This window comes from Serratia sp. PF-27 (genome assembly GCF_030053255.1).
Classification (GTDB): domain Bacteria; phylum Pseudomonadota; class Gammaproteobacteria; order Enterobacterales; family Enterobacteriaceae; genus Serratia; species Serratia bockelmannii.
Genome location: NZ_JASGBT010000015.1, coordinates 507,501 through 532,368, shown reverse-complemented (window position 1 = coordinate 532,368; position 24,868 = coordinate 507,501). Strand labels below are relative to the sequence as shown.

23 protein-coding genes and 1 riboswitch are annotated in these 24,868 nt (G+C 60.2%); of the genes, 14 read left to right on the top strand and 9 right to left on the bottom strand.

Translation table 11 applies throughout. The features are described 5' to 3' along the window. Window positions 1–164 precede the first annotated feature (164 nt). Window positions 165–413, bottom strand: coding sequence for a CsbD family protein (locus QMZ29_RS07370; RefSeq protein ID WP_016927634.1), 249 nt, complete (start codon window positions 411–413; stop codon window positions 165–167). Between the two features lie 229 nt (window positions 414–642). Here QMZ29_RS07370 and QMZ29_RS07365 point away from each other — a divergent pair, with 229 nt between their 5' ends. From QMZ29_RS07365 to QMZ29_RS07340, 6 genes are all read left to right on the top strand, one after another. Continuing rightward, window positions 643–2,139 (top strand): alpha/beta hydrolase, encoded by a 1,497-nt coding sequence (locus tag QMZ29_RS07365; RefSeq protein WP_025302921.1) that lies wholly within the window; start codon window positions 643–645, stop codon window positions 2,137–2,139. A gap of 181 nt (window positions 2,140–2,320) precedes the next feature. Then, a complete protein-coding gene (locus tag QMZ29_RS07360; RefSeq protein ID WP_147823834.1) occupies window positions 2,321–3,940 on the top strand; it encodes an ABC transporter substrate-binding protein in 1,620 nt (539 codons plus the stop codon). Between the two features lie 142 nt (window positions 3,941–4,082). After that, window positions 4,083–4,256: riboswitch (M-box (ykoK) riboswitch) on the top strand. Between the two features lie 75 nt (window positions 4,257–4,331). After that, entirely contained in the window at window positions 4,332–5,354 is a 1,023-nt protein-coding gene (locus tag QMZ29_RS07355) for a magnesium transporter (RefSeq protein ID WP_060433123.1), read from the top strand. A 132-nt stretch (window positions 5,355–5,486) separates the two neighbouring features. After that, on the top strand, window positions 5,487–5,579 hold the full coding sequence (gene mgtS, locus QMZ29_RS07350; RefSeq protein ID WP_004938109.1) for a protein MgtS: 93 nt from the start codon (window positions 5,487–5,489) through the stop codon (window positions 5,577–5,579). A 107-nt stretch (window positions 5,580–5,686) separates the two neighbouring features. Beyond that, on the top strand, window positions 5,687–5,866 hold the full coding sequence (locus QMZ29_RS07345; RefSeq protein ID WP_025302915.1) for a hypothetical protein: 180 nt from the start codon (window positions 5,687–5,689) through the stop codon (window positions 5,864–5,866). A 26-nt stretch (window positions 5,867–5,892) separates the two neighbouring features. Further along, entirely contained in the window at window positions 5,893–7,269 is a 1,377-nt protein-coding gene (locus QMZ29_RS07340; protein ID WP_060433122.1) for a cation diffusion facilitator family transporter, read from the top strand. Here QMZ29_RS07340 and QMZ29_RS07335 read toward each other — a convergent pair. The 3 genes from QMZ29_RS07335 to QMZ29_RS07325 form a co-directional block, all read right to left on the bottom strand. After that, window positions 7,212–8,057: an inositol monophosphatase family protein gene (locus QMZ29_RS07335; RefSeq protein ID WP_261424612.1), complete on the bottom strand. Its 846-nt coding sequence runs from the start codon at window positions 8,055–8,057 to the stop codon at window positions 7,212–7,214. The genes QMZ29_RS07340 and QMZ29_RS07335 overlap by 58 nt on opposite strands. Window positions 8,058–8,123: 66 nt before the next feature. Next, window positions 8,124–8,564, bottom strand: coding sequence for a GNAT family N-acetyltransferase (locus QMZ29_RS07330; RefSeq protein ID WP_261424605.1), 441 nt, complete (start codon window positions 8,562–8,564; stop codon window positions 8,124–8,126). Between the two features lie 47 nt (window positions 8,565–8,611). Continuing rightward, complete coding sequence (locus tag QMZ29_RS07325) at window positions 8,612–10,342, bottom strand: ABC-F family ATP-binding cassette domain-containing protein (RefSeq protein ID WP_261424597.1); 1,731 nt, start codon at window positions 10,340–10,342, stop codon at window positions 8,612–8,614. A 450-nt stretch (window positions 10,343–10,792) separates the two neighbouring features. On the opposite strand from QMZ29_RS07325, the gene QMZ29_RS07320 reads away from it, so the two are divergent. Further along, on the top strand, window positions 10,793–13,222 hold the full coding sequence (locus tag QMZ29_RS07320) for a DUF3772 domain-containing protein (RefSeq protein WP_065424061.1): 2,430 nt from the start codon (window positions 10,793–10,795) through the stop codon (window positions 13,220–13,222). A 48-nt stretch (window positions 13,223–13,270) separates the two neighbouring features. Here QMZ29_RS07320 and QMZ29_RS07315 read toward each other — a convergent pair whose 3' ends face one another. Next, window positions 13,271–13,438 (bottom strand): hypothetical protein, encoded by a 168-nt coding sequence (locus QMZ29_RS07315; RefSeq protein WP_164550866.1) that lies wholly within the window; start codon window positions 13,436–13,438, stop codon window positions 13,271–13,273. A gap of 375 nt (window positions 13,439–13,813) precedes the next feature. On the opposite strand from QMZ29_RS07315, the gene QMZ29_RS07310 reads away from it, so the two are divergent. From QMZ29_RS07310 to dsdA, 6 genes are all read left to right on the top strand, one after another. Then, entirely contained in the window at window positions 13,814–14,275 is a 462-nt protein-coding gene (locus tag QMZ29_RS07310) for a GNAT family N-acetyltransferase (RefSeq protein ID WP_147823830.1), read from the top strand. A 306-nt stretch (window positions 14,276–14,581) separates the two neighbouring features. Continuing rightward, window positions 14,582–16,036, top strand: a complete 1,455-nt coding sequence (locus tag QMZ29_RS07305) for a GGDEF domain-containing protein (protein WP_261424592.1) — start codon at window positions 14,582–14,584, stop codon at window positions 16,034–16,036. A gap of 71 nt (window positions 16,037–16,107) precedes the next feature. Next, window positions 16,108–16,458, top strand: a complete 351-nt coding sequence (locus QMZ29_RS07300) for a DUF1428 domain-containing protein (protein WP_060433116.1) — start codon at window positions 16,108–16,110, stop codon at window positions 16,456–16,458. A gap of 11 nt (window positions 16,459–16,469) precedes the next feature. Next, the gene (locus tag QMZ29_RS07295; protein ID WP_261424590.1) at window positions 16,470–16,943 is read left to right on the top strand and encodes a VOC family protein; all 474 of its coding nucleotides are present in this window, start codon (window positions 16,470–16,472) and stop codon (window positions 16,941–16,943) included. A gap of 27 nt (window positions 16,944–16,970) precedes the next feature. Then, window positions 16,971–17,660 (top strand): VIT1/CCC1 transporter family protein, encoded by a 690-nt coding sequence (locus QMZ29_RS07290; protein ID WP_261424588.1) that lies wholly within the window; start codon window positions 16,971–16,973, stop codon window positions 17,658–17,660. Window positions 17,661–17,769: 109 nt separating this feature from the next. Beyond that, entirely contained in the window at window positions 17,770–19,107 is a 1,338-nt protein-coding gene (gene dsdA / locus QMZ29_RS07285; protein WP_261424582.1) for a D-serine ammonia-lyase, read from the top strand. Window positions 19,108–19,155: 48 nt separating this feature from the next. On the opposite strand, the gene QMZ29_RS07280 is transcribed toward dsdA, so the two are convergent. The 4 genes from QMZ29_RS07280 to tet form a co-directional block, all read right to left on the bottom strand. After that, window positions 19,156–20,592 carry a 6-phospho-beta-glucosidase gene (locus QMZ29_RS07280; RefSeq protein WP_282980699.1) on the bottom strand — a complete coding sequence of 479 codons (1,437 nt, stop codon included), beginning with the start codon at window positions 20,590–20,592 and terminating at the stop codon, window positions 19,156–19,158. A 130-nt stretch (window positions 20,593–20,722) separates the two neighbouring features. Next, window positions 20,723–21,457, bottom strand: a complete 735-nt coding sequence (locus tag QMZ29_RS07275; protein ID WP_025302900.1) for a MurR/RpiR family transcriptional regulator — start codon at window positions 21,455–21,457, stop codon at window positions 20,723–20,725. A 258-nt stretch (window positions 21,458–21,715) separates the two neighbouring features. Then, window positions 21,716–22,672, bottom strand: coding sequence for a sulfonate ABC transporter substrate-binding protein (locus tag QMZ29_RS07270; RefSeq protein WP_238969614.1), 957 nt, complete (start codon window positions 22,670–22,672; stop codon window positions 21,716–21,718). A gap of 198 nt (window positions 22,673–22,870) precedes the next feature. Next, window positions 22,871–24,190, bottom strand: coding sequence for a Tet(A)/Tet(B)/Tet(C) family tetracycline efflux MFS transporter (tet, locus tag QMZ29_RS07265; protein ID WP_145956981.1), 1,320 nt, complete (start codon window positions 24,188–24,190; stop codon window positions 22,871–22,873). On the opposite strand from tet, the gene tetR reads away from it, so the two are divergent. Continuing rightward, window positions 24,114–24,755 (top strand): tetracycline resistance transcriptional repressor TetR, encoded by a 642-nt coding sequence (gene tetR / locus QMZ29_RS07260; protein WP_025305231.1) that lies wholly within the window; start codon window positions 24,114–24,116, stop codon window positions 24,753–24,755. The genes tet and tetR overlap by 77 nt on opposite strands. The last annotated feature ends 113 nt before the right edge of the window (window positions 24,756–24,868 follow it).

Sequence of the window (24,868 nt, the reverse complement as noted above, 5' to 3'; positions counted from 1 at the left end):
TGCAGAGCCTCGCTCTGGTCACAAACTAATCGTAGTTGAAGGCGTTAGTTTTTTTAAGCGATGGCTGTGATAGATGAAAGTTTGCGCGCATAACGGCGCCGGTGCAGAAAAGGGCGAAAAAAAAGGCCCGTAACGGGCCTGTTGTCGTAGGGCGCATTCGCCGCTTATTTGCGGCCCAGCAGGAAGCCGAAAACGATGCCGACCGCTGCCGCAACGGCTACGCCGGCCAGCGGGTTGGCTTCCACCTGCGTTCTTACGCTGTCCGCTGCGTCACGGGCGGCATAGCTGGCCTGGGAGGCGTATTTGCGCGCCGCGCCGCGCACCTGATGCTCCGGCGAATCAACGGCTTTGCCGAACGCTTCTTGTACCGCGCCTGCGGCTTCATTGGCTTTGTCTTCCGCTTTACCAAACATGCTGCTCTCCTGTTCCTTGTGGGTTAACGAACACTAAGCCTAGCAGGTGAATGGCATTTTTTGCAGCATTCTGTGCGTTATAAGATCAATCTGAGCAAAGAAAAGTCTTTCCATACGCACGGCGTCGGCTTCACCCGCGCGTTTTTTTATGTTTTATTGGCTAGCGGTTTAACCGAGTATCTTTACCCTTTTACCCTTTGACCGATTCGTTGAGTTGAAAGGACTCCCCATGTCAGTACTGCGTATTCTGGCGCTGTTCGCCGCGACCGCCGCCGCGTTGCCCGCCCTGGCCAAGCCGGCGGCTCACGGCATGGCGGTCGAGAACGGCATTCGTTGGCAATCTTGTCTCAACAGCGGTTTTCAGCGCTGGTTCGATGAGGCGCCACCGCCGGGGCTGCGCTGCGGTTACCTCGAGGTGCCGTTAGCCTACGCCACGCCGCCCGCCCATGCGGCGCAGGCGGGCGAACAGACCGTGCGTCTGGCACTGACCCTGCAGCCCGCCACCGGGCCGAAAAAGGGCAGCGTAGTAATGATCAGCGGGGGCCCAGGCCTGCCGGGCATCAACCCCTATCTGGGCAACGACGCCCACGTCGCCAAGCTGCGAAAATCCTACGACATCATCGGTTACGATCCGCGCGGCGTCGGTCAGTCGACGCCGAAAATCTCCTGCCAGCTGGCCGAAGGCGACGAAACCCCGACGCCGGACGATAACGACGTGGCCGGCGCGGAGAATCAGACGCGCACCCTGATTGCCGCCTGCATCAAACAGACCGGCGCGGACGTGTTGCAACACATCGGCACCGACGAGGCGGTCAACGATCTGAACGCAATCCGCCACGCGCTGGGCGAACCGGGGCTGACGGCGGTGGCATACTCTTACGGCACCAAGGTGGCGGCGCTGTATGCCGAACGTTTTCCGAAGAAGACGCGCGCGCTGGTGCTGGACGGGGTGGTGGATCTGGCGGAGGACGATTTCACCCAGCGCATGAACCAGGAGCGGGGCTTCCAGCAAAGCTTCCTGCGCTTCGCCGCCTACTGCGGCAAAACCGACAGCTGCCAGCTGGGCGGCGGCGCTAATCAGGCGCTGCAGCGCTATCATGCCTTACTGCGCAAGCTGCACGATCAACCGTTCGTTACCGCCGCGGGCTATGAAATCTCCGCCGACGATGTGCTGACGGTCACGCGTTCGCTGCTGCTGTGGCCGGAGCGCTGGCATGAGCTGGCGACCGTGCTGCGTCAACTCGATGCCGGCATCGCCGGGCAGCAGGTTTCCGATCTGATTGACGAAAGCTATTCGCCGGATGCCGATGATGCCCTGAACGTCATCACTTGCGCCGACGTCGCCAACCCGACGGCCGATCCGCAGCAGTTGCGCAGGCAGCGGCAGGAGATCAATACCGCCGCTTTGTACGCTCACTACCTGCCGCTACACGAGTATCCGCTGGAAATGTGCGATCTATGGCCGTACCGCGGCAAAGATCGGCCGCACACCCCGGTGGCGTCCGCCGCGCTGCCGCCGCTGCTGTTCGTCGCCCAGCGCTACGATCCGACCACGCCGTACCGCAACGCCCAGGTGATGGCCGCCGCCTTTAAAAGCCCGCTGATCACCCGCGAACGCGACGGACATACGCTGGCGCTGAACGGCATCGACAGCTGCGTTGACGAAAGCGTGGTGGAGTATCTGCTGGCGCCGAAAAAGCCGCGCCGCGACAAGGTTTGCCGCTGAGGAGGCCGGGGGCAGCCCGGCCTCTTTTCTTGTTTACCTCCGTTCTTTCGCCACTATTTCGTTGATAATGAAAGAAATTCAACACCGCTTTTGGTTATGACTCATAGCGATTAATGATTTAATTTATTCCACTGCCTCATTGCATATTGAACGCGATAAAACACTCATCAGGGATATCGACGTGAAATATTCATTCAATAGCAAGAAATTGGCTGGTTTAATCATCCTGGCTTTTAACGCGACGGTCGCACAGGCGGCCGAGGTGCCGGCGGGCGCTAAACTGGCGGCGGCGCAAGAACTGGTGCGCGCCAACGGGTATGAACCGGCGACGCTGGATCCAAACCTGGCCGAGAGCAATGTGGAGTTCTACATCTTCAACGATCTGTTCGAAGGCTTGCTGCGCGTCGGAAAAGACGGCGAAGTGATCCCGGCGCTGGCACAGAAGTGGGAGCACCAGGGCAACGTCTGGACTTTCCATCTGCGGCCGCAGGCCAAGTGGTCGAACGGCGATCCGGTCACCGCCGACGATTTCGTCTACAGTTGGCAGCGCCTCACCGATCCGAAAACCGCGTCGCCGTACGGCAGCTATCTGGCTTCGGCCTACGTGCTAAACGCGGCGGCGATCAACGCCGGCAGCAAGCCGCCGAGCGAGCTGGGCGTCAAGGCGCTGGATGCGCACACCCTGCAGGTGACGCTGTCGGAGCCCAACTCCTATCTGCTCAAACAACTGGTGCATTTTCCGGTCTTGCCGGTTAACCGCAAGGTGGTGGAGCAGTACGGCAAAAACTGGACTCAACCGGCGCATTTTGTCGGCAACGGCGCGTTCCGCCTCAGCCAGTGGGTGGTGAACGAAAAGGTGGTGGTGGAACGCAATCCGCAGTATTGGGACAACGCCAACACCGTGCTCAACAAGGTGACGTTCTTGCCGATACAGGGATTCCCGGAAGTGGCGCGTTTTCGCGCCGGCGAGGTGGAATTGGGGTATACCACGCCGCCGGAGCTGTATCAGCAGCTGAAAAAAACGCTCGGTGAGCAACAGCTGGTGACCTATCCGCTGCTCTCCACCAGCTATTTCGCCTTCAACAACCGCCAGGCGCCGTTCAACGACGTGCGGGTGCGTCAGGCGCTGAATCTGGCGCTGGATAAAGAGATCATCGCCGGCAAGGTGCTGGGATATGGCCAGCAGCCGGCCTGGACCTTTACCCCAACGGGGGCGGGCGGCTATCGCCTGCAGCCCGGCGCCGCGGCCGGCTGGACGCCGGAACAACGGCACGCCCAGGCGAAGCAACTGCTGGCGCAGGCCGGTTTCAACGCCGAGCATCCGCTGCGCTTTACCGTGCTGTACAGTAACGACGCCACCATCAAGAAGATCGTCATCGCCGCCGCCGCCATGTGGAAAAAGAACCTCGGGGTAGAGGCCACCTTGCAAAGCCAGGAGCGTAAAGTGACGCTGGATAATATCAACCGCGGGCAGTACGGCGTGGCCTTTACTCGATGGCTGGCGGATTACAACGATCCGTCTACTTTCCTGAACGTGTTCCGTTCCGACAGCAGCGAAAACAGCCCCAAATACCGCAATCCGGAGTACGACCGCATTCTGCATCAGGCGACGGCGGCGCCGACACCGCAGCAGGTGCAGCAGTATTTCCAGCAGGCCGAGGCGGTGCTGGCCGTCGATACGCCGGTCGCGCCGGTCTACTACGAAGCCAACGCCACGCTGGTCAAACCTTACGTGAAGGGGATCGACTTTACCCGTCAGGGCGCGCTATACGATAAAAACGTCTACATTCTCGCGCACTGAGAAATAAAAAAACGGCTGATTTATATCAGCCGTTTTTATAGATTCACATTTAATAAAATTATCCTAAATACTCCATAAACGACGGGCAATCTTTTCTTCCCGCCGGATAAAACAACGCCTATACTGCGCCGGTAGTTTATATGCAGTATCTCGTTTGGCGAGGCTCCTATACAAACACAGGTTACTGATCTGACGACATCGAGAGATGCCCAAGGTTAAGACAGGCTTTATCGGATTAAGGTTCAGCCCAAAGTAACTTCCGAGCAACAATTCGGATACGTTGTATAGTGCTAAAACCTGGACGCGGAGATAGGCAGTCTGCACTCCCTCTGTGGTTACGCCCCTATGCGATTCGCTGTTGAAGTTCACAACAGAAATAGGGACTGACAAAATGATCAAGTCACATCAATACTCTTCTTCTCCGGCGCTGCGCGCGACTGAAACTCTCGATGAAACTTCAGTTGCCGGTTATATGAACGCCGATTTTATTACCGTTCCCGCGACGATGACGGTCACGCATGCCCGGGAATATTTACTTTCGCAGCTAAAAACGGACGAAATTCCCACCCGGGTCTTTATTACCGCGGACGACTATCATTTGCGCGGCACGCTGTCGGTGAAAAAACTGCTGCAGTGCGACGATGGGGATAAAGCGGTCGGCGTAATGATGGATTACAGCTATTTCCAGGTTTCACCCGACGACGATCGCAATGACGTGGCGCATCTGCTGGGCAAAGGCGGTTTGGACGTGGTGCCGGTCGTGGCGAACAACACGCTGGTCGGCGTGCTGGGCGAGCGCGAGATCGCTCGGCTGGTCGAAGATGAAAACACCGAAGACGCGCAGCGTCAGGGCGCGAGCCTGCCGCTGGACAAGCCTTATCTGGAGACCAGCCCGTGGGCGCTGTGGCGCAAACGCTCGGTGTGGCTGCTGATGTTGTTCGTGGCCGAAGCTTACACCGGCAACGTGCTGAAAGCGTTTGAAGATCAGCTCGAAGCGGCGATTGCGCTGGCGTTCTTCATCCCGTTGCTGATCGGCACCGGCGGCAACAGCGGCACCCAGATCACCTCGACGCTGGTGCGTGCTATGGCGCTGGGCGAGGTCAGCCTGCGCAATCTGGGCGCGGTGATCCGCAAAGAGGTCACGACCTCGCTGCTGATCGCCGTCACCATCGGTCTGGCGGCCTGGGTGCGCGCCTGGATCATGGGCGTCGGCATGGAGGTGACGCTGGTGGTCAGCCTGTCGCTGGTGGCGATCACCGTGTGGAGCGCCATTGTTTCGTCGATCATTCCGATGCTGCTGAAACGGCTCGGTATCGATCCGGCGGTGGTGTCGGCGCCGTTTATCGCCACCTTTATCGACGGCACCGGCCTGATTATTTATTTCAAAATCGCCCAGCACGTCCTGGGAATTTAAACGGGTCCCGCGCTTGAAAGCGCGGGAATGTTGCCAAAAAGAGGAGGACGTTAAAAAACCATGGATACCGACCAACCCCGATATTTAACGCAAGGGGCTTTTATCGATAACATTTAACCTGAGGACAAAATAATGGGAAACATGACTATTTTTATGGGATTCCTGGCAATGATCAGCTCGCTGGGCCTGTTGGCGGCCTATATGAGCACCAAATGGGATGATTGATGAACGCTAAAGATCCGCCTAGATGCATCCTCCCCGTAACCGCTATTTATTATGGGGAGGATTTAGTGGCGCGCTGAACGCGCGGCCTGATACGGGAGTTGATAATAATGACGATTCTTATTTTGGGATTGCTCTACGCCATTTTAATGATCTCGGTGGGCGTTAATGAGATTTATTTTTATTCCACCGGAAAATCCAATTTTCTTACTAGCCTCATGCTGACATTCTCTGGCAGTATGCTGCTGATCGCCTTTGTCTGGCAATTATCCGCTAAAGTAAAAAAATAAATCACCGTCTGAATGTGAGCAGCATCATGCAGAATGAAAAACAGGCCGTGGCCAGAAACTCGATGATTGCCAGCGGGGTGCTGGCCACGGGCAAATTCGTCGCCGGCATTTTTACCGGCAGTATTGGCCTGATATCCGAAGGGATCCACTCTTTCACCGATTTTATCGCCACCAGCATCACTTGGCTGGCGGTGCGCATCAGCGATAAACCCGCCGATGACGATCACCACTTCGGCCACGGCAAAGTGGAAAACCTGGCGGCGCTGTTCGAAGTGCTGTTGTTGCTGGGCGCCGCCGGTTGGATTGTCTATGAGGCGGGCAGCAGCCTGCTCGGGCAACCGCATGAGATCGTCGCGGCGCCGGTGGTGATCGCGGTGTTGCTGATCTCCATCTGCGTCGATTTCTTCCGCGTGCGGGCGCTCAACCGCGTCGCCAAAGCCACCGACAGCGCGGCGCTGGAGGCGGATGCGCTGCATTTCTTCTCCGACATGCTTTCATCCGGCGTGGTGCTGCTGGGCATGGTGTTTGTGCTGCTAGGCTTTGGCCGTGCGGACGCCATCGCCGCGCTGATCGTCGCCGGTTTTATCTTTGTCGCCGCAATCAAGCTCGGTAAACGCTCCTTCGACTCGTTGATGGATACTGCGCCCGCCGGAGCCACCGAAGCGATTCGCGCCACGCTGGACAGCTTTCCGGCGGTGCTGGCCTGCGACAGCGTGCGCATTCGCAACGCCGGCGCCGTAATGTTTGTCGAGATCACGGTGGCGGTGTGCCGCACCTTGCCGCTGGAGCGCATCGATACGTTGAAGCGAGAAATCATCGAACGGCTGCGGGAGCAGTACGCCAGGGCGGAATTCACTGTCATCGCGGTGCCGCAGACCCGCAGCGACGAAGACATGGCGACGCGCATTCGGGCGATTGCCGCCAACCACGGCGCGCAGGTGCAGAATGTGACCTTGCAGCAGTTGCCGACGCGTATGGCGATCGGCATGGATTTGGCGGTGCCGGCCCACGTCAGCGTGGCGCAGGCGCATGACATCGCCACGGAGATAGAAGGGATCCTGCGCCAGGCGATCGGCGAAGACACTGAAATAGAGACGCACCTGGAGCCGCAGACGCCGCACTGGCTGACCAGCGAGGATGTCGATGCGGTGGAGCTGGCCGCTATTCGCCGTATCCTGCAATCGGCGCTGGAGCAGGGGGAGAATGTGCAAGACGTACACAACATCCGTGCGCGCAAGACCGACGGCGGCATCATCGTCAACTTCCACTGCCGCGTGTCGCCGGTGGTCACCATCGCCGCCGCGCACGATGCGGTCGATCGGGTCGAGCGGCGGCTGCGCGCGCTTTATCCGGCCATCACGCGCGCGATAGGGCACGTCGAGCCGATCAAGCCCGGCATTTGAATCAGCGCGGCCAACTGCGGATAGAGCACCGCGTTGGCCAGCAGCAGCGGGTTGCCGCGCCGCAGCCCGTTGTTGTGCATAAAGTCATTCGCCACGCCGCCGGCTTCGCGCGTCAGCACCAGTCCAGGCAGACTGTCCCAGGCATTCATGTGCGGTTCGTAATAGCCCAGCAGCCGTCCGGCGGCCACCTGGGCGGTCATCAACGCGCCGGAGCCGCTGCGCACAAACATTCCTCCCGCCTGCAGCAGGCGACAGAGAAAGCCGCTGAATTCCGCCGCCGAGGCGCGCGATGATATCCCGACGCCCATCACGCCATCCGCAACGCTGCGCCCGGCATGCACGCCTATCGGTTCCCCGTTGAGGAAGGCGCCGCCGCCGCGGCAGGCGCGGAACATCTCGCGGTGGTTGGGATCGTAGACCACACCGATCGTCGGCTCGCCGTCGATCACCACGCCTATCGCGATACACCAGGTATGCAATCCGTTCAGGAAGCAGGCGGTGCCATCGATAGGATCGACGACCCAAACGCAGGCGGCGTGCTCGCCGCTGCTGCCGCTCTCTTCGCCGAGAAAGCCATCCTGGGGAAACCGGCGATTGATCATGCGGCGGATCAGCGCTTCGACGCGGCGGTCGGCTTCGCTGACCACGTCCTGCAGCCCCTGTTTAAACTCGACCGCCAGGCTTTGCCGGCGTTGGTAAAAACTGAAAGCGAGATCGGCGGCGGCGCGGGCGATCTCACGCGCGAAGCGGTAGCGCGTTTCGATATCCTGTGGGGAAAGTAACGGCATGGCAGGCTCGATAACAAAGAATGAATCGACTTACTCTGCCATAAAAGAATGAACGTAATGTGTCGTTCAACGCGGCGGATAATAAAAACGTAGCAGTATCAGGGCGTCGTGGGCTGAAAGCGGTTCGGTCTTGGCCTCGGCCGGTATTACCGAGCGCCAAAACGCCAGGCCGCGCGGATTATCCTGGCTGACCGACAGCGACCAACCGCCGGGATGCTGCACGAACAAGGCGCGGGCAGCCCGTTGCCCCAGCCCGTTGCGTCGCCATTCGGGTTTGATGTAGAACTCCGCCATTTCGACGGTGGCGCTATCCAGGCGCCTGACCAACGCGAAACCGGCGGTTTGCCGATCGCTCAACATCAAATAAGGGTAGCGGCCGACCTCGCGCCAGTAGAGCGGCAGATAGGGGTAATCTCCATCGGCGCCCAACTCGCGAAGGCAATCGGACAGCATGGCCGCCAGCAGTGGCCGCTGCGAGAGTGAGGCTTGCTCAAGGGAAAATGCCATGTCGCACTCCATCAAAAAACAGGCCGCCGGATGGCGGCCTGTCAAGGTTAGCCCAGATGCAACCGGGCGGTGATGTCGGCAATCTCGCGGCGCCAGCGCGCCTGAAGCTCCGGTTTCTGGTGCTTCGGCTTGCGCGCCTGGTCGGCCTCCAATTTGCTTTCGAGGGCAAACAGGGCGGTCAACAGCGCTTCTTCGCCTTCCAATCGATCGTCCGGCGTCGGGCCATCAGCATTAGCCCTGTCCGCCGTCGGCAGTGCCGGCGCTTCGCCCGCCAGGCGCTGATACACCGGCGCCAGATCGTGCCACTCCTCCAGTTTTTGCTGGTCGATCAGCCAAAAGCGGTTGCAGCTCTGTTCGATCAGCATCCTGTCGTGGGTAACCAGCATGACGGCGCCGGGGAACTGGCGCAGCGTTTCCGCCAGCTCCTCTTTGCCCGCCATGTCCAGGTGGTTGGTGGGCTCGTCCAGCAGCAGCAGCGAATGGTTGGCCAGCGTCAGACCGACGAACAGCAGCCGCGAACGCTCGCCACCGCTCAGCGAACGGATCTGCTGATGGTGGCGCAGGTAAGGAAAACCGGCGCCGATCAGCGCCAGTTTCCGCTGTTCCTCGGTCAGCGGTGCAAACTGCGCCAACGCGTCGCTCAACGTGTCTTCATCGCGCAGCTGTTGCAGGCTCTGATCGTAATAGCCGATGCGCACGCGCGGATGGAACAGCGCCGGGCGCTGCGTTTGTTGCTGATACTCACGCCACAACAGGCGCAGCAGCGACGATTTACCGCAGCCGTTGCGCCCGACGATGGCGATGCGATCGCCGCTTTTCACGCGCAGATGTTCGAGGCTGAACAGCACCGGCGCATCCGGCGCCGGGCGCACCGCCCAGTGCGGCAGCGCCAGCAGGCGATCGGCATCCAGCGCTTCTCCCTGCAGCCGCAACCGCCACGGGCTGCCGGCGGTCAGGGTGGTCTGTTCTTCCTTCAACCGATCGACGCGCTTCTCCATTTGCTTGGCCTTGCGCGCCAGATCTTCGTTGTCGTAGACCTTGCCCCAGGTCGCCAGGCGTTTGGCGCTTTTTTCCACCCGGTCTATCTCTTTCTGCTCGGCGTAGCGCCGCTGTTCGTCCGCGGCGTCCTGTTCCGCCAGCGCGGTGCGCGCCGCAGAGCAGGGCAAACGGAAGAACTGCAGCGTTTTGTCGCGCAGGATCCAGGTGCAGTTAGTCACCTGATCGAGCAGGTAGCGATCGTGCGACACCAGCACGAAGCTGCCGGCCCAGCTGCGCAAGAACTGTTCCAGCCACAGCAGCGTGGGCAGGTCCAGGTGGTTGCTGGGTTCGTCGAGCAACAGCAGATCGGGTTGGCGGATCAACGCGCGCGCCAACAGCAGCCGCGTATGCTGGCCGCCGCTGAGGGTGCCGGCGGTCAACGTCCAGCTCGCCGGTTCAAACCCCAGCTCGGCCAGTAACGCTTCACAGCGCCAGCGTTCACTGAGGTGTTGGCCCGCAGGCAGCCGCGCCAGCACCGCATCCAGCAGGGTGCTGGCGTGCAGCTCCGGCGGCAGGTGCTGCTCGATGCGCGCCATCAGACATTGGTGTGACAATGTCACCGTTCCGGTGTGCGCAGGCAGGTCGCCGCTGAGAATTTGCAGCAGGGTGCTTTTGCCGCAGCCGTTATCGCCGATCAAACCGATGCGGTCGCCTTTTTTCAGGCTGAAGGAAATCTCGCTCAGCAGGACGCCGAACGCGTTGTCGTAACCGACAGATTGTGCAGACAGTAATGTGCTCATTGCTTACTCAAGAGTTACAGGCATGACAATGCCTATCGTCAAACATCGCTGACGACAACCCGGTAAGCCGGAGGGAAGATCCTGGATTTTAGTAAGCTTCGCTCAAGCTGGGTTATCGCAGCACGATACCGGTAATGCTTGAGCGGCGACGATTACCAAAGAAGTGTGAGTGAAAAACCAATTCACACGTCAGCATAGTAAGTCTCCTTTTATTGGTTGCAGGTTAATCGGTGGCTGGAGTATAGAGCGCTTTATGCCGTATCGCCAGTGTAAAAGCGCCTGAATAATCAGCAGGCTAAGGCGAGCACGGGCGCGTGGCACACAATGGGAATAATTACTGTATTTCGGCCGACATTAAGCAGCTATTATAATTAGCGTTTATGGTTAAGCGACGGTTCATCCGCCGCCTTTTCGTCTGTCTATCAGATAATGATGCTGAGCACTGAATTTATGTTAAAGCCCCGTTCGTTCCTGCTGTTGTTGTTATTGCTGTTGGGTTTGCAGCTGACGCCGCTCGGCGCCGTCGCCGCCCCCCAGGATGATCCCACCGCCGAAAGCGCGCCCGATCCCGCTACGCAGCTGAAAGCCGCGCAAAAGCAGTTGGACAGCATGAAGCAGCTGGTTTCAAAGGCTACCACCGACACCCAGCTCAGCAAGCTGCGGCTGGCGACCGACGATCTGGTCGCCAGCATGGATAAATTGTCTGCCGATCTGCAGCCGCTGCAGGAAAAACTGCAGGCACAGCTGGACGTGCTGGGGCCGGCCCCGGCGGCCGGCGCGCTGCCGGAAACCCCGGCTGTCGCCCAGCAGCGTAATGCGCTGAACAGCAGCAAGAAGCAGCTGGACGATGCGGTAAAACGCGCGCAGGCCATCAAGACCAGCGCTTTCGACCTGGGGCAGCAGATCAGCGATCTGCGCCGGGTAGCGTTTAAAACCCAGCTGGCGCTGAACACCGGCAGCATTTTGGGCGTCAAATTCTGGACGCCGGTGGTGCAGCCGTCAGCGGATGACGTGCAGCGGCTGGACCAGTTCAACGCCGAGATGAAAGCGGCCTGGGACGCCAGTTGGCAGGACGAATGGCGTTACGGCACGCTGGCGTTGCTGGCGCTGGCGGTGATCGTCTGGTCCTGGGGGCGCTATTTGTCCGAGCGTTTCCTCGCCTGGGTCAGCATTCGCTTCCTGCCGGACGGGCGCCTGCGCCGCAGCTTTATGGCGATCATCACCGTGGCCGTGACGGTGTTCACTACCTCGATCGCGCTGAATTTGCTGTATTACGTTTTTATCCGCGTGCAGCCGCTGCCGGTGATGCTGGAAGACTTCGCCGAAGGCTTTAACCGTCTGGGGATTTTCTGCGCGCTGATCGCCGGGCTGGGGCGTGCGGCGCTGTCGCTGAATCGTCCGTCGTGGCGTTTGGCTTCGCTGGACAATGAAGTGGCCGCCGGGCTGCGTTACTTCTCGCCGCTGCTGGCCGGTCTGGCGCTGGCGTTCGGCACCGTTGAGCTGATCAACAACGTCGTCAGCGCCTCATTGGCCACCACCATCTTCGGCAACGGCCTGGTAGCGGGATTGATCGGCATGGTGCTGCTGGCGGCGCCGCTGCGCGGCCAGCGCATTCGTCGCCGTCTGGAGCAGCAGGGCGCGCACCTGGAAAAACGCACGCTGGTCGGCGGGCTGGTGCATATCGTCACCCTGGTGTGTTCGGTGGTGATCCTGCTTTCCTTGCTTGTGGGTTACATCGCCTTCGCCCGCTTCCTGACCTACCAGCTGATCTGGGTGGTGCTGGTGCTGATGGCGTTCTACTTCATGGTGTTGTTCGCCACTGACCTGTGCGCCGCGCTGTTTTCGCCGCAGACCGTCAGCGGCAAGATGCTGAAGAAAACGCTCAGCTTCAAGGATCGCCATCTGGAGCAGGTGGCGATCATCACCACCGCGCTGGCCAAATGTTCGCTGTTGCTGTTGATGATCGTCGCGTTGTTCAACGGCTCGTTCGGCAGCACCACGCCGGGGTCGTTGATGGAGAAAATCGTCTCGATCCTGACCGGCGAAGGCTTGCAGCGTTTCAACATCGTGCCCGGCAACCTGCTCAACGCCGTGATCTGTCTGGCGATCGGTATCTACATTCTGCGCGCGGTGCGGCGCTGGCTGGGCTCTGAGCTGCTGCCGAAAACCATTTCGGACGTCGGCATACGGGCCTCGCTGGTGACGCTGTTCAGCAATATCGGTTATGTGCTGGTGATTCTGATCACCCTGGCGGCGCTCGGCATCCAGTGGAGCAACCTGGCGTGGATCGTCAGCGCCTTGTCGGTCGGTATCGGTTTCGGTTTACAGGAGATCGTGAAGAACTTTATTTCCGGCCTGATCCTGCTAACCGAGCGCCCGGTGAAGGTCGGGGATATGATCGGCATCGGCGGCGTGGAAGGCGACGTGCGGCGCATCAACGTGCGCGCCACCGAAATCCAGCTCAGCGACCGTTCCACCATGATCGTACCGAACTCGCAGCTGATCTCGCAGAACGTGCGCAACGCCACCATGGGCAACGCGCAAGGGGTAGTGACCATCGCGCTGACGTTCCCGACCTCGATCGATCCGGAGCAGGTGCGCAATATCTTGCTCAGCGCCTATAACGAGTACGAAACCATTCTGGAGACACCGGCACCTTATGTGCGCTTTAGCCAGCTGGGGCCGGACGGTATTATCCTGAGCGTGACTGGCTACGTGCCGAGCCCGCGCATGGTCGGCGCCACCAAGAGCGAACTGCTGTTCAATATCCTCAAGCTGCTGCGCGCGCAGGAAGTGAGCCTGTCCAGCCCGCAAGAAGTGGTGTTTATGAAACAGCAGGCGACGCGGTATCAGGCCAACGAAGAGGAACATTCCTCCTAATCCAGCCCTGAGGCGGCGGGCCGTTAAGTGACGGCCCGCCGAACGTGGCTAGTACATCGACGGTTCCACCGATTGCGAGCAGTCGCTGTTGGCGCTGGATTTGGTGCAGGTGTAAGGTTCATTCGGCGATGCCGAAGGCGCATTCGATGGGCCGCCGCCTCCGCCGATACAACCGCTCAGCATCAGCATCAAAAACACGAGAATTATCTTCTTCATCTCACCGTCCTCCATTGCGATTCCTCCCTTAAGTATATGTCGGGAAAGCGAACGGCACCGCTCACCGGTGCAATCTATACTCCTTTGATAACGTTTCGGCGCACAACGGCGGCGAACGAGGAGGGAAAGATGCAAACCGACGACGATTTGACCCACTTTGCCGCGCAGGGTGCGCCGCCTACCTGAGCGACAGCATCCCCGGCGCCCGTCTGGTTACGCTGCCGGGCGTCAGCCACTTCGTGCCGCTGCAGTGGCCGGTGTTGTTCAACCGCGCGCGGCTGGATTTTCTCGCCGGTGTGATGCCGCCGCCTGCACGCTGACGTTCGCTGTTCTATGCTGGAGGCGGGGCATTTTGACATCATCGAAGAGGACATCATGAGCGAAAGCATCGTGGTCAGGTCGCTGGAAGCGCGGGATTACACCGCCTGGCTGGCGCTGTGGCAAGGGTATAACGCATTTTACGGCCGTGAGGGGGGAACGGCGCTGCCGGACGACGTGACGCAGGCCACCTGGCGACGCTTTCTCGACGCCTACGAACCGATGTTTGCGCTGGTCGCGGAACATCAGGGCCAGGTGGTGGGGTTGACGCACTATATCCTCCACCGCAGCACCTCTCAACTTCAGCCAAATTGCTATCTGCAGGATCTGTTTACCGCGGAGGCGATGCGCGGCAAAGGGGTGGCGAGGGCGCTGATCGCGGCGGTCTATGAGCGTGCGCAGCAGTTGGGGTTGCCGCGAGTTTACTGGAATACCCACGAAACCAACCAGACCGCCATGCGGCTGTATGATCGGGTGGCAGAGCGCCCCGGTTTTGTGATGTACCGCAAGGCGCTTTGACGTGGGGTGAATTGCCCAATCTTATTTTGCTTTTTAGGGAAAAGGCGGCGTTTATTGCGGGTAACGGGCCACCCGGAGCTCGGGATGTTAAAAGTGAGGCGCCCAATTCAGCAGTTTCTGCGTTAGAAGGGTGGTGTCGTCAATATATTGATACACAAATATATTTTTCCTAGATGAATAAACAGGTGTCTGGGCCGGCAAAACTGGCAATAATAGGCGGATCGGCCGTTTATACTCTCCTCACCGTCGATGGTTGTGACACGAAAAGACGGTCACTTTATGCTGGCGCAAGTCTCTGGATCCAAGATGCAAACCACTTCGTTGTCCGATACCCGGAAAATCTGGCCCGCACTCACCGTTTTTTTGTTGGTGTTCGCGGTTTGCTTGTTGGGCATCGTGAGCCGTCCCGTCGGATTTTTGGCGGTATTCTGGCCGGCAAACGCCGTACTGCTGGCCGTTCTGGTGCGCCGCCCGCAGTGGGCCACGCGCGCCGGTTGGAGCATGGCGGTGTTGGGGTATCTGGCGGCGGATCTGCTGACCGGCAGCTTGCTGGAAAAGGCGCTGTTGCTGAACGCCGCCAATCTGATCGGCGTAGTGGTAGGGTATCTGTTGTTCATGCGCCTGCCGCCGCCGGCGCGCACGCTGCAACGCGGCGCGTCCAGCATGTATTTGTTCGGTATCTGCCTGGCCGCTGCTGCCGCTACCGGCGTTGTGGGCGCGGGGGCCTCGCAGTGGCTGTTCGGCCGGCCCTATTTGACCTCGCTGGTGCTGTGGTTCTCTTCTGAATTTACCAACTACGTCACGCTGATGCCGTTCATTCTGGCGTTTCCCGCCGATTGGCGGCATAGGCTGCGCGCGTCCTGCAACATGGTGACGCAGCGCAGCCAGTGGCCGATTGCGGGGCAAAAACTGGTGGTGTTAGCGCTGCTGGCGCTGGCGGCGGTCTGCAGCGTGCTGATCGGCGGCCCCGGCGCGGTGATCTTCCCGATGCCGGTGCTGCTGTGGCTGGCGATGTCCTTTTCGCTGTTCAGCACCATGATCGCGGTGCTGGTTTATGTGCTGTGGTGCCATCTGGCGATCGATTTCGGGTTGCTTAGCACCACGCTCGACATGAAGGTGCTGCAGAACGCCGTATCGATGCGCTTGGGTATTGCGCTGCTGGCGCTGGGGCCGATCGCCGTCGCCAGCATGAACTATGCGCGCAACGCGCTGCTGCGCACGCTGGAGCACGTAGCGAATCACGATGCGTTGACGCACGTGTTGACGCGCAATGCGTTTATGCAGCGCGGCGAGCGGGTGATCGACCAGAAAGGCGAGCTGGTGTGCGTCATGATGCTCGATATCGACTATTTCAAATCGATTAATGATCGTTTCGGCCACGACGGTGGCGATCAGGCGTTGATGGCGTTTACCCGCGCCATCGCCACCGATCTGAACGTCAACGATCTGTTCGGCCGCATGGGCGGCGAAGAGTTCGCCATCGTCTCGACGCTCGGCCAGCCGCAGCAGGGGTTGCAGTTGGCCGAACGGCTGCGGCAACGCATTGAGGCGGAATCGATCACCATGCCGGCCGGCCATCCGCTGCAGATCACCGTCAGCATTGGCATGGTGACCTGCCCAGGCGGTTCCGGCCATAGCCTGGCCGACCTGCTCAAACTGGCGGACCTGGCGGTATACAAAGCGAAAAATGCCGGCCGTAACCGGGTTGCCACGCCGGAATCTTACCCGCCCAACGATCCGAGCCACACGCCCGCCGTCTAAACTGGTAGGAGGCACGGGCAACGTCGCCCGTGCTGAACCGACGGTCCTTAATCAGACAAGAGGATGCCAGAATGAAATACGTAGACGGGTTTGTGGTGGCGGTACCGGCCGCCAATAAGGAGGCCTATCACCGGTTGGCGGCCGCAGCGGCGCCGCTGTTCAAAGAGTTTGGCGCCACGCGCATCGTGGAATGTTGGGGCGATGACGTGCCCGACGGCAAACTTACCGACTTTCGCGGCGCGGTGAAAGCCCAGGAAGACGAAGTGGTGGTGTTCAGTTGGATAGAGTACCCCTCCAAGACGGTACGCGACGCCGCCAACGAAAAAATGATGAACGACCCGCGCATGAAAGCGCTGGGCGAGATGCCGTTCGACGGCAAACGCATGATCTTCGGCGGTTTCGCGCCGATCCTCGATGCGTAAAGGAGGCACAGATGGCCAGAATTACGCAACATCTGTGGTTTGAAAAAGACATGGAAGCGGCGCTGAATTGCTATGTCGCGTTGATCCCCGGTTCGTCCGTGAACTGGTTTTCCGAGCTGCCGGCGGATACGCCGAGCGGCCCGGCCGGCAGCGTGAAGCTGGCTTCCTTCACGTTGGGCGACCAGCGCTATGCGGCGATCGAAGCCGGGCCGTTGGATCCGTTCAATCACAGCTTCTCCGTGATGGTGGAATGTGACGATCAGGCGGAGGTCGACAGGCTGTGGGGCGCGTTGAGCGAGGGCGGCGAGGTGGAGCAGTGCGGCTGGCTGCGCGATCGCTGGGGGCTGTGCTGGCAAATTGTGCCGCGGCGCCTGACGGAGTTGATGAACGATCCCGACGCCGCCCGCGTGCGGCGTGTCACGGAAGCGATGCTGTTGATGGGCAAAATCGACATCGCCGGGTTGGAAGCGGCGGCGCGCGAGTAGTGCAACGCTCACTGAGGGAGAGAACGGATGCACCGAGAACGGCACAGTATTGAACGCATCGGCTGGCTGCGGGCGGCGGTGCTCGGCGCCAACGACGGCATCGTTTCAACGGCCAGCCTGCTGCTGGGCGTCGCGGCGGCCAGCGCCTCGCATTCCGCGCTGATGATCGCCGGTGTCGCCGGGTGGGTGGCGGGCGCAATGTCGATGGCTACCGGCGAGTATGTGTCGGTCTCGTCGCAGGCGGATACCGAAAAGGCCGCGCTGGCCGAGGAACAGGCGGAGCTGCTCGAAGACTATCCGGGGGAGTTCCGCGAACTGACGTCTATCTACGTGCATCGCGGGTTGGACCCGGCGCTGGCCCGGCAGGTGGCGGAAAAGCTGATGGCGCATGATGCGCTGGAGGCCCACGCGCGCGACGAACTGGGCATTTCCGCCGCCACGCGCGCCCGGCCGCTGCAGGCCGCGTTGGCGTCGGCCCTCAGTTTCTCCCTCGGCGCGCTGTTGCCACTGCTGGTAGCGCTGTGGGTGCCGGTTGCCTGGACGCGGCCGGCGCTGGTGGCGTCGGCGCTGATTTCCCTCGGCATTCTCGGCGGCATCGCCGCGAAAACCGGAGGGGCGCCGATCTTGCCGGGGGTGGCGCGTATCCTGATCTGGAGCGCCCTGGCGATGGCAGTCTCTTCCGGCGTCGGCATGCTGTTTGGCGTGACGGCCGGGTAACGCCGCGCTTGCATCAATCTGTTGCACCTCAAGTTCAGTATTTATCATTTGTCAGCCGCCGGCGTTCGCGGCAAGGTGACGGCAACGCCAACCTCAGTCAGGGACACTTATGCAGAAATCACAGATCCTATCGTGGGTCGCCCAGCATCCGCTGTTGCAACGCATGGTCGCGCTAGAGCCGATCACCTGGTTCAATCCACGCGCGACAACGTTGGCCGCAGGGCTGCCCCACGTCGGGTTGACCGCCGCCGACGTCGCCGACGCGGAGCAGCGCCTGGCGCGCTTCGCGCCTTATCTCGCCGCGGCCTTCCCGGAAATCCAACCCACAAAGGGGATCATCGAGTCCGAGCTGGTGGCGATCCCTGCCATGCAGCTCGCGTTGGATCGGCGCTATGGGCAGACGTTGGGCGGACGCCTGCTGTTGAAAAAGGACAGCCATCTGCCGATTTCCGGCTCGATCAAGGCGCGCGGCGGCATCTATGAGGTGCTGACGCACGCGGAAAAGCTGGCGCTGGAGGCGGGGCTGTTGCAGATCGGCGACGACTACGCCCGGCTGTTTTCCGATGAGTTTCGTCAATTCTTCAGCCAGTACCGCATCGCCGTCGGATCGACCGGCAATCTGGGATTATCCATCGGCATCATCAGCGCCCGGTTGGGGTTTGACGTCAGCGTGCACATGTCGGCGGATGCGCGAGAGTGGAAAAAACAGAAGCTGCGCGAAAATGGCGTGACGGTGGTGGAGTACGCCGACGATTACGGCGTGGCGGTCGAACAAGGGCGCAAACAGGCGGCGGACGATCCGAGTTGCTTCTTTATCGATGATGAAAACTCGCAAACCCTGTTCCTCGGCTACGCGGTGGCCGGCGGTCGCCTGAAGCGGCAGTTTGCCGAACAGGGCATTGTGGTGGACGCGCAGCATCCGCTGTTCGTGTATCTGCCGTGCGGCGTTGGCGGCGGGCCGGGCGGTGTGGCCTTTGGCCTCAAGCTGGCGTTCGGCGATCACGTTCACTGCATTTTTGCCGAACCGACCCATTCGCCCTGCATGCTGCTCGGCGTCTACAGCGGGTTGCATGACGGCATTGCGGTGCAAGATCTCGGCATCGACAACCACACGGCGGCGGACGGGCTGGCGGTGGGGCGCGCCTCCGGCTTTGTCGGCCGGGCGATGGAACGTCTGCTGAACGCGTTTTACACTCTCAGCGATGAAGAGATGTTTGCGCTGCTCGGGTTGTTGGACCGGTACGAGCATATCCAACTGGAGCCGTCCGCGTTGGCGGGCATGGCCGGACCGTGGCGCGTTGCCGCCCATGCGAAGGCGCTCAGCGAGCAAGGCATCAGCGCCGAGCACCTGGCGCAGGCGACGCATCTGGTGTGGGCGACCGGCGGCGGCATGGTGCCGTCGGCGGAAATGGCGACGTACCTCGCCGCCGGGCAGGCGGCGGAGTAAGGCACAGTAAAAAGGGGCGAAAATCGCCCCTGATTGTCTGTCGTGCGGTTACAGCTGTTCGCCGTTGCTGGCGATCACCTGGCGATACCAGTCGAAGCTTTTCTTGCGCGAACGTTCGAGCGTGCCGGTGCCGTCGTCGTGTTTGTCGACGTAGATGAACCCGTAGCGTTTGCTGTACTCACCGGTGGTGAACGACACGCAGTCGATGCAGCCCCACGGCGTGTAGCCGATCAGATCTACACCGTCTTCAATCACCGCTTTTTTCATCTCTTCGATATGGGCGCGCAGATAGTCGATGCGATAGTCATCGTTGATCTGGCCGTCCGCCTCCACCTTGTCGAAGGCGCCGAAGCCGTTTTCCACGATAAACAGCGGCTTCTGGTAACGTTCATACAGCACGTTCAGCGAATAGCGCAGCCCGACCGGATCGATCTGCCAGCCCCAGTCGGAGGCCTTGACGTGCGGGTTCGGCACGTTGCCCGGGAAGCCGAACATGCCGTCGCTGCCGTCCACCGCGTTGGCCTGCAGCGCATTGCTCATGTAGTAGCTGAAACCGATGTAGTCGGTGCAGCCCTCGCGCAGGATCTGCGCGTCCTGCGGCTGCATCTCGATCTTCAGCCCTTTGCGTTCCCAATCGCGCAGCAGGTAGCTTGGGTAGTAGCCGCGCATCTGCACGTCGGTATACAGATAGCGCTGGTGCATCGCTTCCACGGCGTACATCACGTCGTCCGGTTTACAGGAATAAGGATAGAACGGCACGCAGGCCAGCATGCAGCCGATTTTGAATTCCGGGTTGATCTGATGGCCGAGTTTGACCACCTGCGCGCTGGCGACGAACTGGTGGTGCAACACCTGGTACAGCGCCTGTTCCGGGTTGTCTTCCTGGGTGTAATCCACGCCGGAACAGCAGTAGCCGAACAGCGGGTAGCGGTAGTTGCTCTGGTTGTTGATCTCGTTGAAGGTCATCCAGTACTTCACTTTTTCGCGGTAGCGACGCATCACCACCTCGCTAAAGCGCACGAAGAACTCCACCACCCGGCGATTTTTCCAGCCGCCGTAAGCTTTCACCAAATGGTAAGGCATTTCGAAGTGGGACAGGGTGATCACCGGCTGAATACCGTATTTCAGCAGTTCGTCGAACAGGCCGTCGTAAAACTGCAGGCCGGCCTCGTTCGGCGTCGCTTCGTCGCCGTTCGGGAAAATGCGCGTCCAGGCGATCGAGGTGCGAAAACACTTGAAGCCCATCTCGGCGAACAGTGCCACGTCCTGCTTGTAGCGGCCGTAGAAGTCCACCGCTTCGTGGTTGGGGTAACGATAGCCGTCGAGCACGCCGTCGGTCATCACGCGATCCACGCCGTGCGAGCCGCCGGACAGCACGTCGGCGATGCTTGGCCCTTTGCCGCCCCGATCCCAACCGCCTTCAACCTGGTGCGCGGCGACCGCGCCCCCCCACAGAAAATCCTTCGGCAACTGTTTCATCGTCAATGTCTCATCGGTTTATTTAATGAAGGGTAATAACGCTGCGTTGAGAACAGAGTAGCAAGACCGAAAGAAATGTCACGATATAACAAATCACCGTGAAAAGTGATTTGTCACAATAAAAAAACAGCCTGTTTTATTTTTCCGAATTAATATGCCCGAGCCGTTTGCCGATGGTTTCAATAATGTAAAGTACGGGGATCTGCGTGGTAATATTGTGATGCCCGCCGATCAAATGCTGCGGAACGTGGTAGGAGAGGTTGAAGTCCGCCAGCCGCGCCAGCGAAGAGGTTTCGTTGTTGGTGATGCTGATGATCTTGCAGTGGTGCAGGCTGAACTGGCTGGCCAAACGCAGGATCTCTTCGGTCTCACCAGAAACCGACAGCATGATCGCCACCGCGTTTTTATACATATCGCTGTTGACGGGATAATAAGGATCGTCGATATGGGTGCTGAATTTCCCGACGTTGGAAAAGAAACGCGCGCCATATTTCCCCAATGCGCCCGACGTACTGATGCCGACGAAAATAATTCGCTCGGCGGCGGCGATATGTTGCACCGCCTGATCGATCAGCTGATTAAATTCTTCGTTGCTGACGCTTTTAAAAAAGCTGAGGATTTCGCCGATGCCAGAATCGACCGGTGGCGCATCGGTTTGTTCCAGATACAGCTTGAAACGGATGCGAAATTCCGAATAGCCGTCACAGCCCATTTTCTTGCAAAACCGCAGCACGGTGGTGGTGGAGACGCCGGCGGCCTCGGCCAGCTCGCGGATGGTCATGTACATCACTTGATTCTTGTGTTTGCTGACGTAGGTATAAACCATCAGCTCCAGGGCGTTGAGCTCGGCGATTGCTTTATGGGTAAACATGAGTCGGTCCGGCGGCTGAAAACGGGAAGCTTATCTGCGGGTTAACATAGCAAAATTCACCGCCGCTGGCACTGCCGGGCAAAAAGAAAAGCCGCACCAGTCAGGCGCGGCCCAGGGTTCACGACGAACAAATTAAAGCAAAACGTTCCGGAAGACATGCCATGAAAACGCGTTTCATCACACAGGGGTAGCATAGGTCAGCTTATTCCGGTGGCAAAATGCCGGTTTCTGCTTTCTAAAGCCAAAGCGCGGCAAAGGCTATGGCGTCTCGGGTTTATCTTCGGACCAGCGGGCGGCGTTGACGTCCACCTTAACCGGCAGCAGCCCGATGGCGGTGAATTTATCCGCCAACTGCTGTTGCTGCCTGAACACCTCCGGCGACATGCGCTGGCTGCCGAACGGCATGCGGGCGATGGCTCTGGCCCAAATGGCCTGATCCAGGCCGGTGCTCTGCGCGAGGATCGCCGCCGCTTCCTGCGGATGGCCGTTGGCCCAGTCGCTCAGCACGCCGAGCTGTTGAATCACCTGCTTGGCGCTGTCCGGGTAGGTTTCGGCAAAGCGGCGGCTGGCGAGATAGAAGGTGTAGTGCGGCACGAGGCCTTCCGCGTCTTTCAGCCGACGGGCGTTGGCATGGGTTTCCACCTCGGCGTAGTAGGGATCCCAAATCACCCAGGCGTCGACGCTGCCGCGCTGGAAGGCGGCGCGGGCATCGCTCGGCGGCAGATAGACCGGCGTGATGTCCTTGTAGCTCAAGCCGGCCTGTTCCAGCGCGCTCACCAGCAGGTAATTGACGTCAGACCCTTTGTTCAACGCCACGCGTTTCCCTTTCAGATCGGCCACGGAGCGGATCGCCGAATCCTGCGGCACCACGATGGCTTCGGTTTTCGGGCTGGGCGGCGAATGCGCCAAATAAACCAGATCGGCCTTGGCGGCTTGCGCGAAGGCCGGCGGAGCGTCGCCGGTCGCCGCCAGATCGATGCTGCCGACGTTCAACCCTTCCAACATCTGTGGGCCGGCGGGGAATTCTATCCAGCGAACCTTGATACCCTGCGGCTCCAGGTTTTTTTCCAGCGTACCGCGGTATTTCAGCAGCGCAAAAATGTTGGCTTTCTGGTAACCGATGGTGATTTGCTGCGGTTTCTCCTGCGCGCCGGCCGGCAGGCTAAACAGGCCGAGCAGCAGGGCGGCGATCAGCGGCGTTGTGAGTTTTCTCATCATGATCTTCCGATAGGCGAAGTGAACGGTAGCGATGACGCGCTGGGCGTAACGCCATGAAACGGCATTTAAATTTTCCTGCGGCGGGATAAGGGCGATGATAATGAGCGGCGCAGTGGCGTGTAAAGCGCCCGCTTATGCTGAATAATGCCTTGCTTAGCCATAAATCAGCTTAAGCGGGAGAGGGAAAACTCGACGTTATGCCGCGTCACGCTCGCGCGAACGCCCCAGCAACAGCGGCACCAACAGATACAGGGCGGCGGCCAACGCCCAGACCAGGCCGGGCCAGACATCGCGCGTGGCGGCATACAGCGCCGTCGCGACCAGCGGACCCGCGACGCCGATCAGGCTGCCCATGCTGGCCAGCGTCCCCTGCAGCTCACCCTGATGATCGTCGTCCACCTTGTGCGCCATCAACGCCTGCAGCGCCGGCAGCGCCATGCCGCCCGCGGCGAAGAACGGCAGCAGCGCAAAGGGCGCCCAGCCGCGCGTGGCGATCGATAACAGCACCAGACCCAGCGCGTCGGCCGCCAGGCCGATCAGAAGCGCCTTGCGCTCGCCGAGCCGTGCGACCAGCGGGCCGATGGCGAAGGCCTGCGACAGCGCGTGGCAGGCGCCGTAACCGGCCAGCGACAGGCCCGCCACCATCATGCTCCAGCCGAAACGATCCTGACCGTATAAAATCCACAGCGTGGCCGGCGCCTGTGAAACCAGCGCCATGATCAGGTAAATACCGGCCAGCGGCAGCAGGCCCGGTTTGCCGTGCAGCCGACGCAATGACGAAAACGGATTAAGGCGGATTTTCTCGGCGGCGCGGGCGCGGGGTTTACGCGATTCCGGCAGCAGGAAAAACGCCATGATCAGGTTGAGGGCATTCATCGCCGCCGCCGCCAGGAAGGGGGCATGCAGATGCCATTCGCCCAACGATCCACCGAGCAGCGGACCGACGATAAAACCGACGCCGAACACCGCGCCCACCAGGCCAAAACGCCGCGCGCGCTGGCCGGCGGGGGTAATATCGGTGACGTAAGCGGTGGCGACCGCCATGTTGGCGCCGGTGATGCCCGCCAGCAACCGGCCCAGATAGAGCCAGGCCAGCGTCGGCGCGAACGCCATCAGCAGATAGTCGGCCGCCGCGCCGGCGAGCGAAATCAACAGCACCGGACGCCGGCCGAAACGATCGCTCAGTGCGCCGAGGATCGGTGAAAACAGGAATTGCATCAACGCATACGCCGCCAGCAGCGCGCCGTAATGCACGCTGCCGGCGTCGAGGCCGCCCAGTGAGCGCAACAGCGCCGGCAGGATAGGCATGATCAGGCCGATGCCTACCGCATCCAGCAATACCGTCAACAAAATAACCAGCATAGGTTTTTTCAAAATTGCGACTCTAACAGTGATAGAGTATTGAGTATTCCATAGTAACCCTATCAGTGATAGAGAGATGAGCGAAAAAAATACCGCGACGCGTTTAACGCGAGAGACCGTCCTGCGCGGGGCGCTGGCGTTGTTGAATGACATCGGCATCGATGCCCTGAGCACCCGTCGCCTGGCACAACATTTGGGGGTGCAATCTCCCACGCTCTATTGGCATTTCAAGAACAAGGCCGAACTGCTGAAGGCGATGGCGGAAACCATCATGTTGGATCACCGTGAAGAGGTGCCCGCCGACATGCCCTGGCAGGATTGGGTCGTTACCAATGCGAGCCATTTCCGTCGGGCGCTGCTGGCTTACCGCGACGGCGCGCGTCTGCATGCCGGCACCCGGCCGCAGGAACCGCAATTCGCCATCATTGAGGCCAAGGTGGCGCTGTTGTGTCGGGCGGGGTTGACGCCGGAACGCGCCGTTAATCTGCTGTTCGCCGTCGGACGTTTCGTGGTGGGCTGGGTGCTGGAAGAGCAACAAATGCAGTCGGACGATGCGCTGAATGACGCCGATCGCCAGCGTTACCCGCTGCTGTGCGAAGGCTGGGAAACATTGCAGGATAAGGGCGCAGACGCGCTGTTCGAAGCCAGCGTGCGGCTGTTGGTTGACGGCGCCGAGGCCGAATTGACGATCGACAATAATCACGGCCAGCAATCATAACACCGGGCTTATCTATAGGAAATTTATAGGAAATACCCACTTTTCGTTAAAGCCATGGCGGCTACATTCCCTTAACATCATCATGTCTTTTGATGATAATTATTAGCACGCTG

Bases quoted from the DNA above. Each gene is read 5' to 3' on its own strand.
- dsdA (WP_261424582.1), top strand. From the start codon at position 17,770: ATGCAGAAATCACAGATCCTATCGTGGGTCGCCCAGCATCCGCTGTTG.
- QMZ29_RS07370 (WP_016927634.1), bottom strand. From the start codon at position 413: ATGTTTGGTAAAGCGGAAGACAAAGCCAATGAAGCCGCAGGCGCGGTA.
- QMZ29_RS07275 (WP_025302900.1), bottom strand. From the start codon at position 21,457: ATGTTTACCCATAAAGCAATCGCCGAGCTCAACGCCCTGGAGCTGATG.
- QMZ29_RS07290 (WP_261424588.1), top strand. From the start codon at position 16,971: ATGCACCGAGAACGGCACAGTATTGAACGCATCGGCTGGCTGCGGGCG.
- tetR (WP_025305231.1), top strand. From the start codon at position 24,114: ATGAGCGAAAAAAATACCGCGACGCGTTTAACGCGAGAGACCGTCCTG.
- QMZ29_RS07330 (WP_261424605.1), bottom strand. From the start codon at position 8,564: ATGGCATTTTCCCTTGAGCAAGCCTCACTCTCGCAGCGGCCACTGCTG.
- tet (WP_145956981.1), bottom strand. From the start codon at position 24,190: ATGTCATTCAACAACGCCAGCGCCCCGCGCAGGACGGTCTCTCGCGTT.
- QMZ29_RS07335 (WP_261424612.1), bottom strand. From the start codon at position 8,057: ATGCCGTTACTTTCCCCACAGGATATCGAAACGCGCTACCGCTTCGCG.
- QMZ29_RS07305 (WP_261424592.1), top strand. From the start codon at position 14,582: ATGCAAACCACTTCGTTGTCCGATACCCGGAAAATCTGGCCCGCACTC.
- QMZ29_RS07340 (WP_060433122.1), top strand. From the start codon at position 5,893: ATGCAGAATGAAAAACAGGCCGTGGCCAGAAACTCGATGATTGCCAGC.
- QMZ29_RS07365 (WP_025302921.1), top strand. From the start codon at position 643: ATGTCAGTACTGCGTATTCTGGCGCTGTTCGCCGCGACCGCCGCCGCG.
- QMZ29_RS07345 (WP_025302915.1), top strand. From the start codon at position 5,687: ATGACGATTCTTATTTTGGGATTGCTCTACGCCATTTTAATGATCTCG.
- mgtS (WP_004938109.1), top strand. From the start codon at position 5,487: ATGGGAAACATGACTATTTTTATGGGATTCCTGGCAATGATCAGCTCG.
- QMZ29_RS07315 (WP_164550866.1), bottom strand. From the start codon at position 13,438: ATGAAGAAGATAATTCTCGTGTTTTTGATGCTGATGCTGAGCGGTTGT.
- QMZ29_RS07325 (WP_261424597.1), bottom strand. From the start codon at position 10,342: ATGAGCACATTACTGTCTGCACAATCTGTCGGTTACGACAACGCGTTC.
- QMZ29_RS07270 (WP_238969614.1), bottom strand. From the start codon at position 22,672: ATGAGAAAACTCACAACGCCGCTGATCGCCGCCCTGCTGCTCGGCCTG.
- QMZ29_RS07310 (WP_147823830.1), top strand. From the start codon at position 13,814: ATGAGCGAAAGCATCGTGGTCAGGTCGCTGGAAGCGCGGGATTACACC.
- QMZ29_RS07300 (WP_060433116.1), top strand. From the start codon at position 16,108: ATGAAATACGTAGACGGGTTTGTGGTGGCGGTACCGGCCGCCAATAAG.
- QMZ29_RS07355 (WP_060433123.1), top strand. From the start codon at position 4,332: ATGATCAAGTCACATCAATACTCTTCTTCTCCGGCGCTGCGCGCGACT.
- QMZ29_RS07320 (WP_065424061.1), top strand. From the start codon at position 10,793: ATGTTAAAGCCCCGTTCGTTCCTGCTGTTGTTGTTATTGCTGTTGGGT.
- QMZ29_RS07295 (WP_261424590.1), top strand. From the start codon at position 16,470: ATGGCCAGAATTACGCAACATCTGTGGTTTGAAAAAGACATGGAAGCG.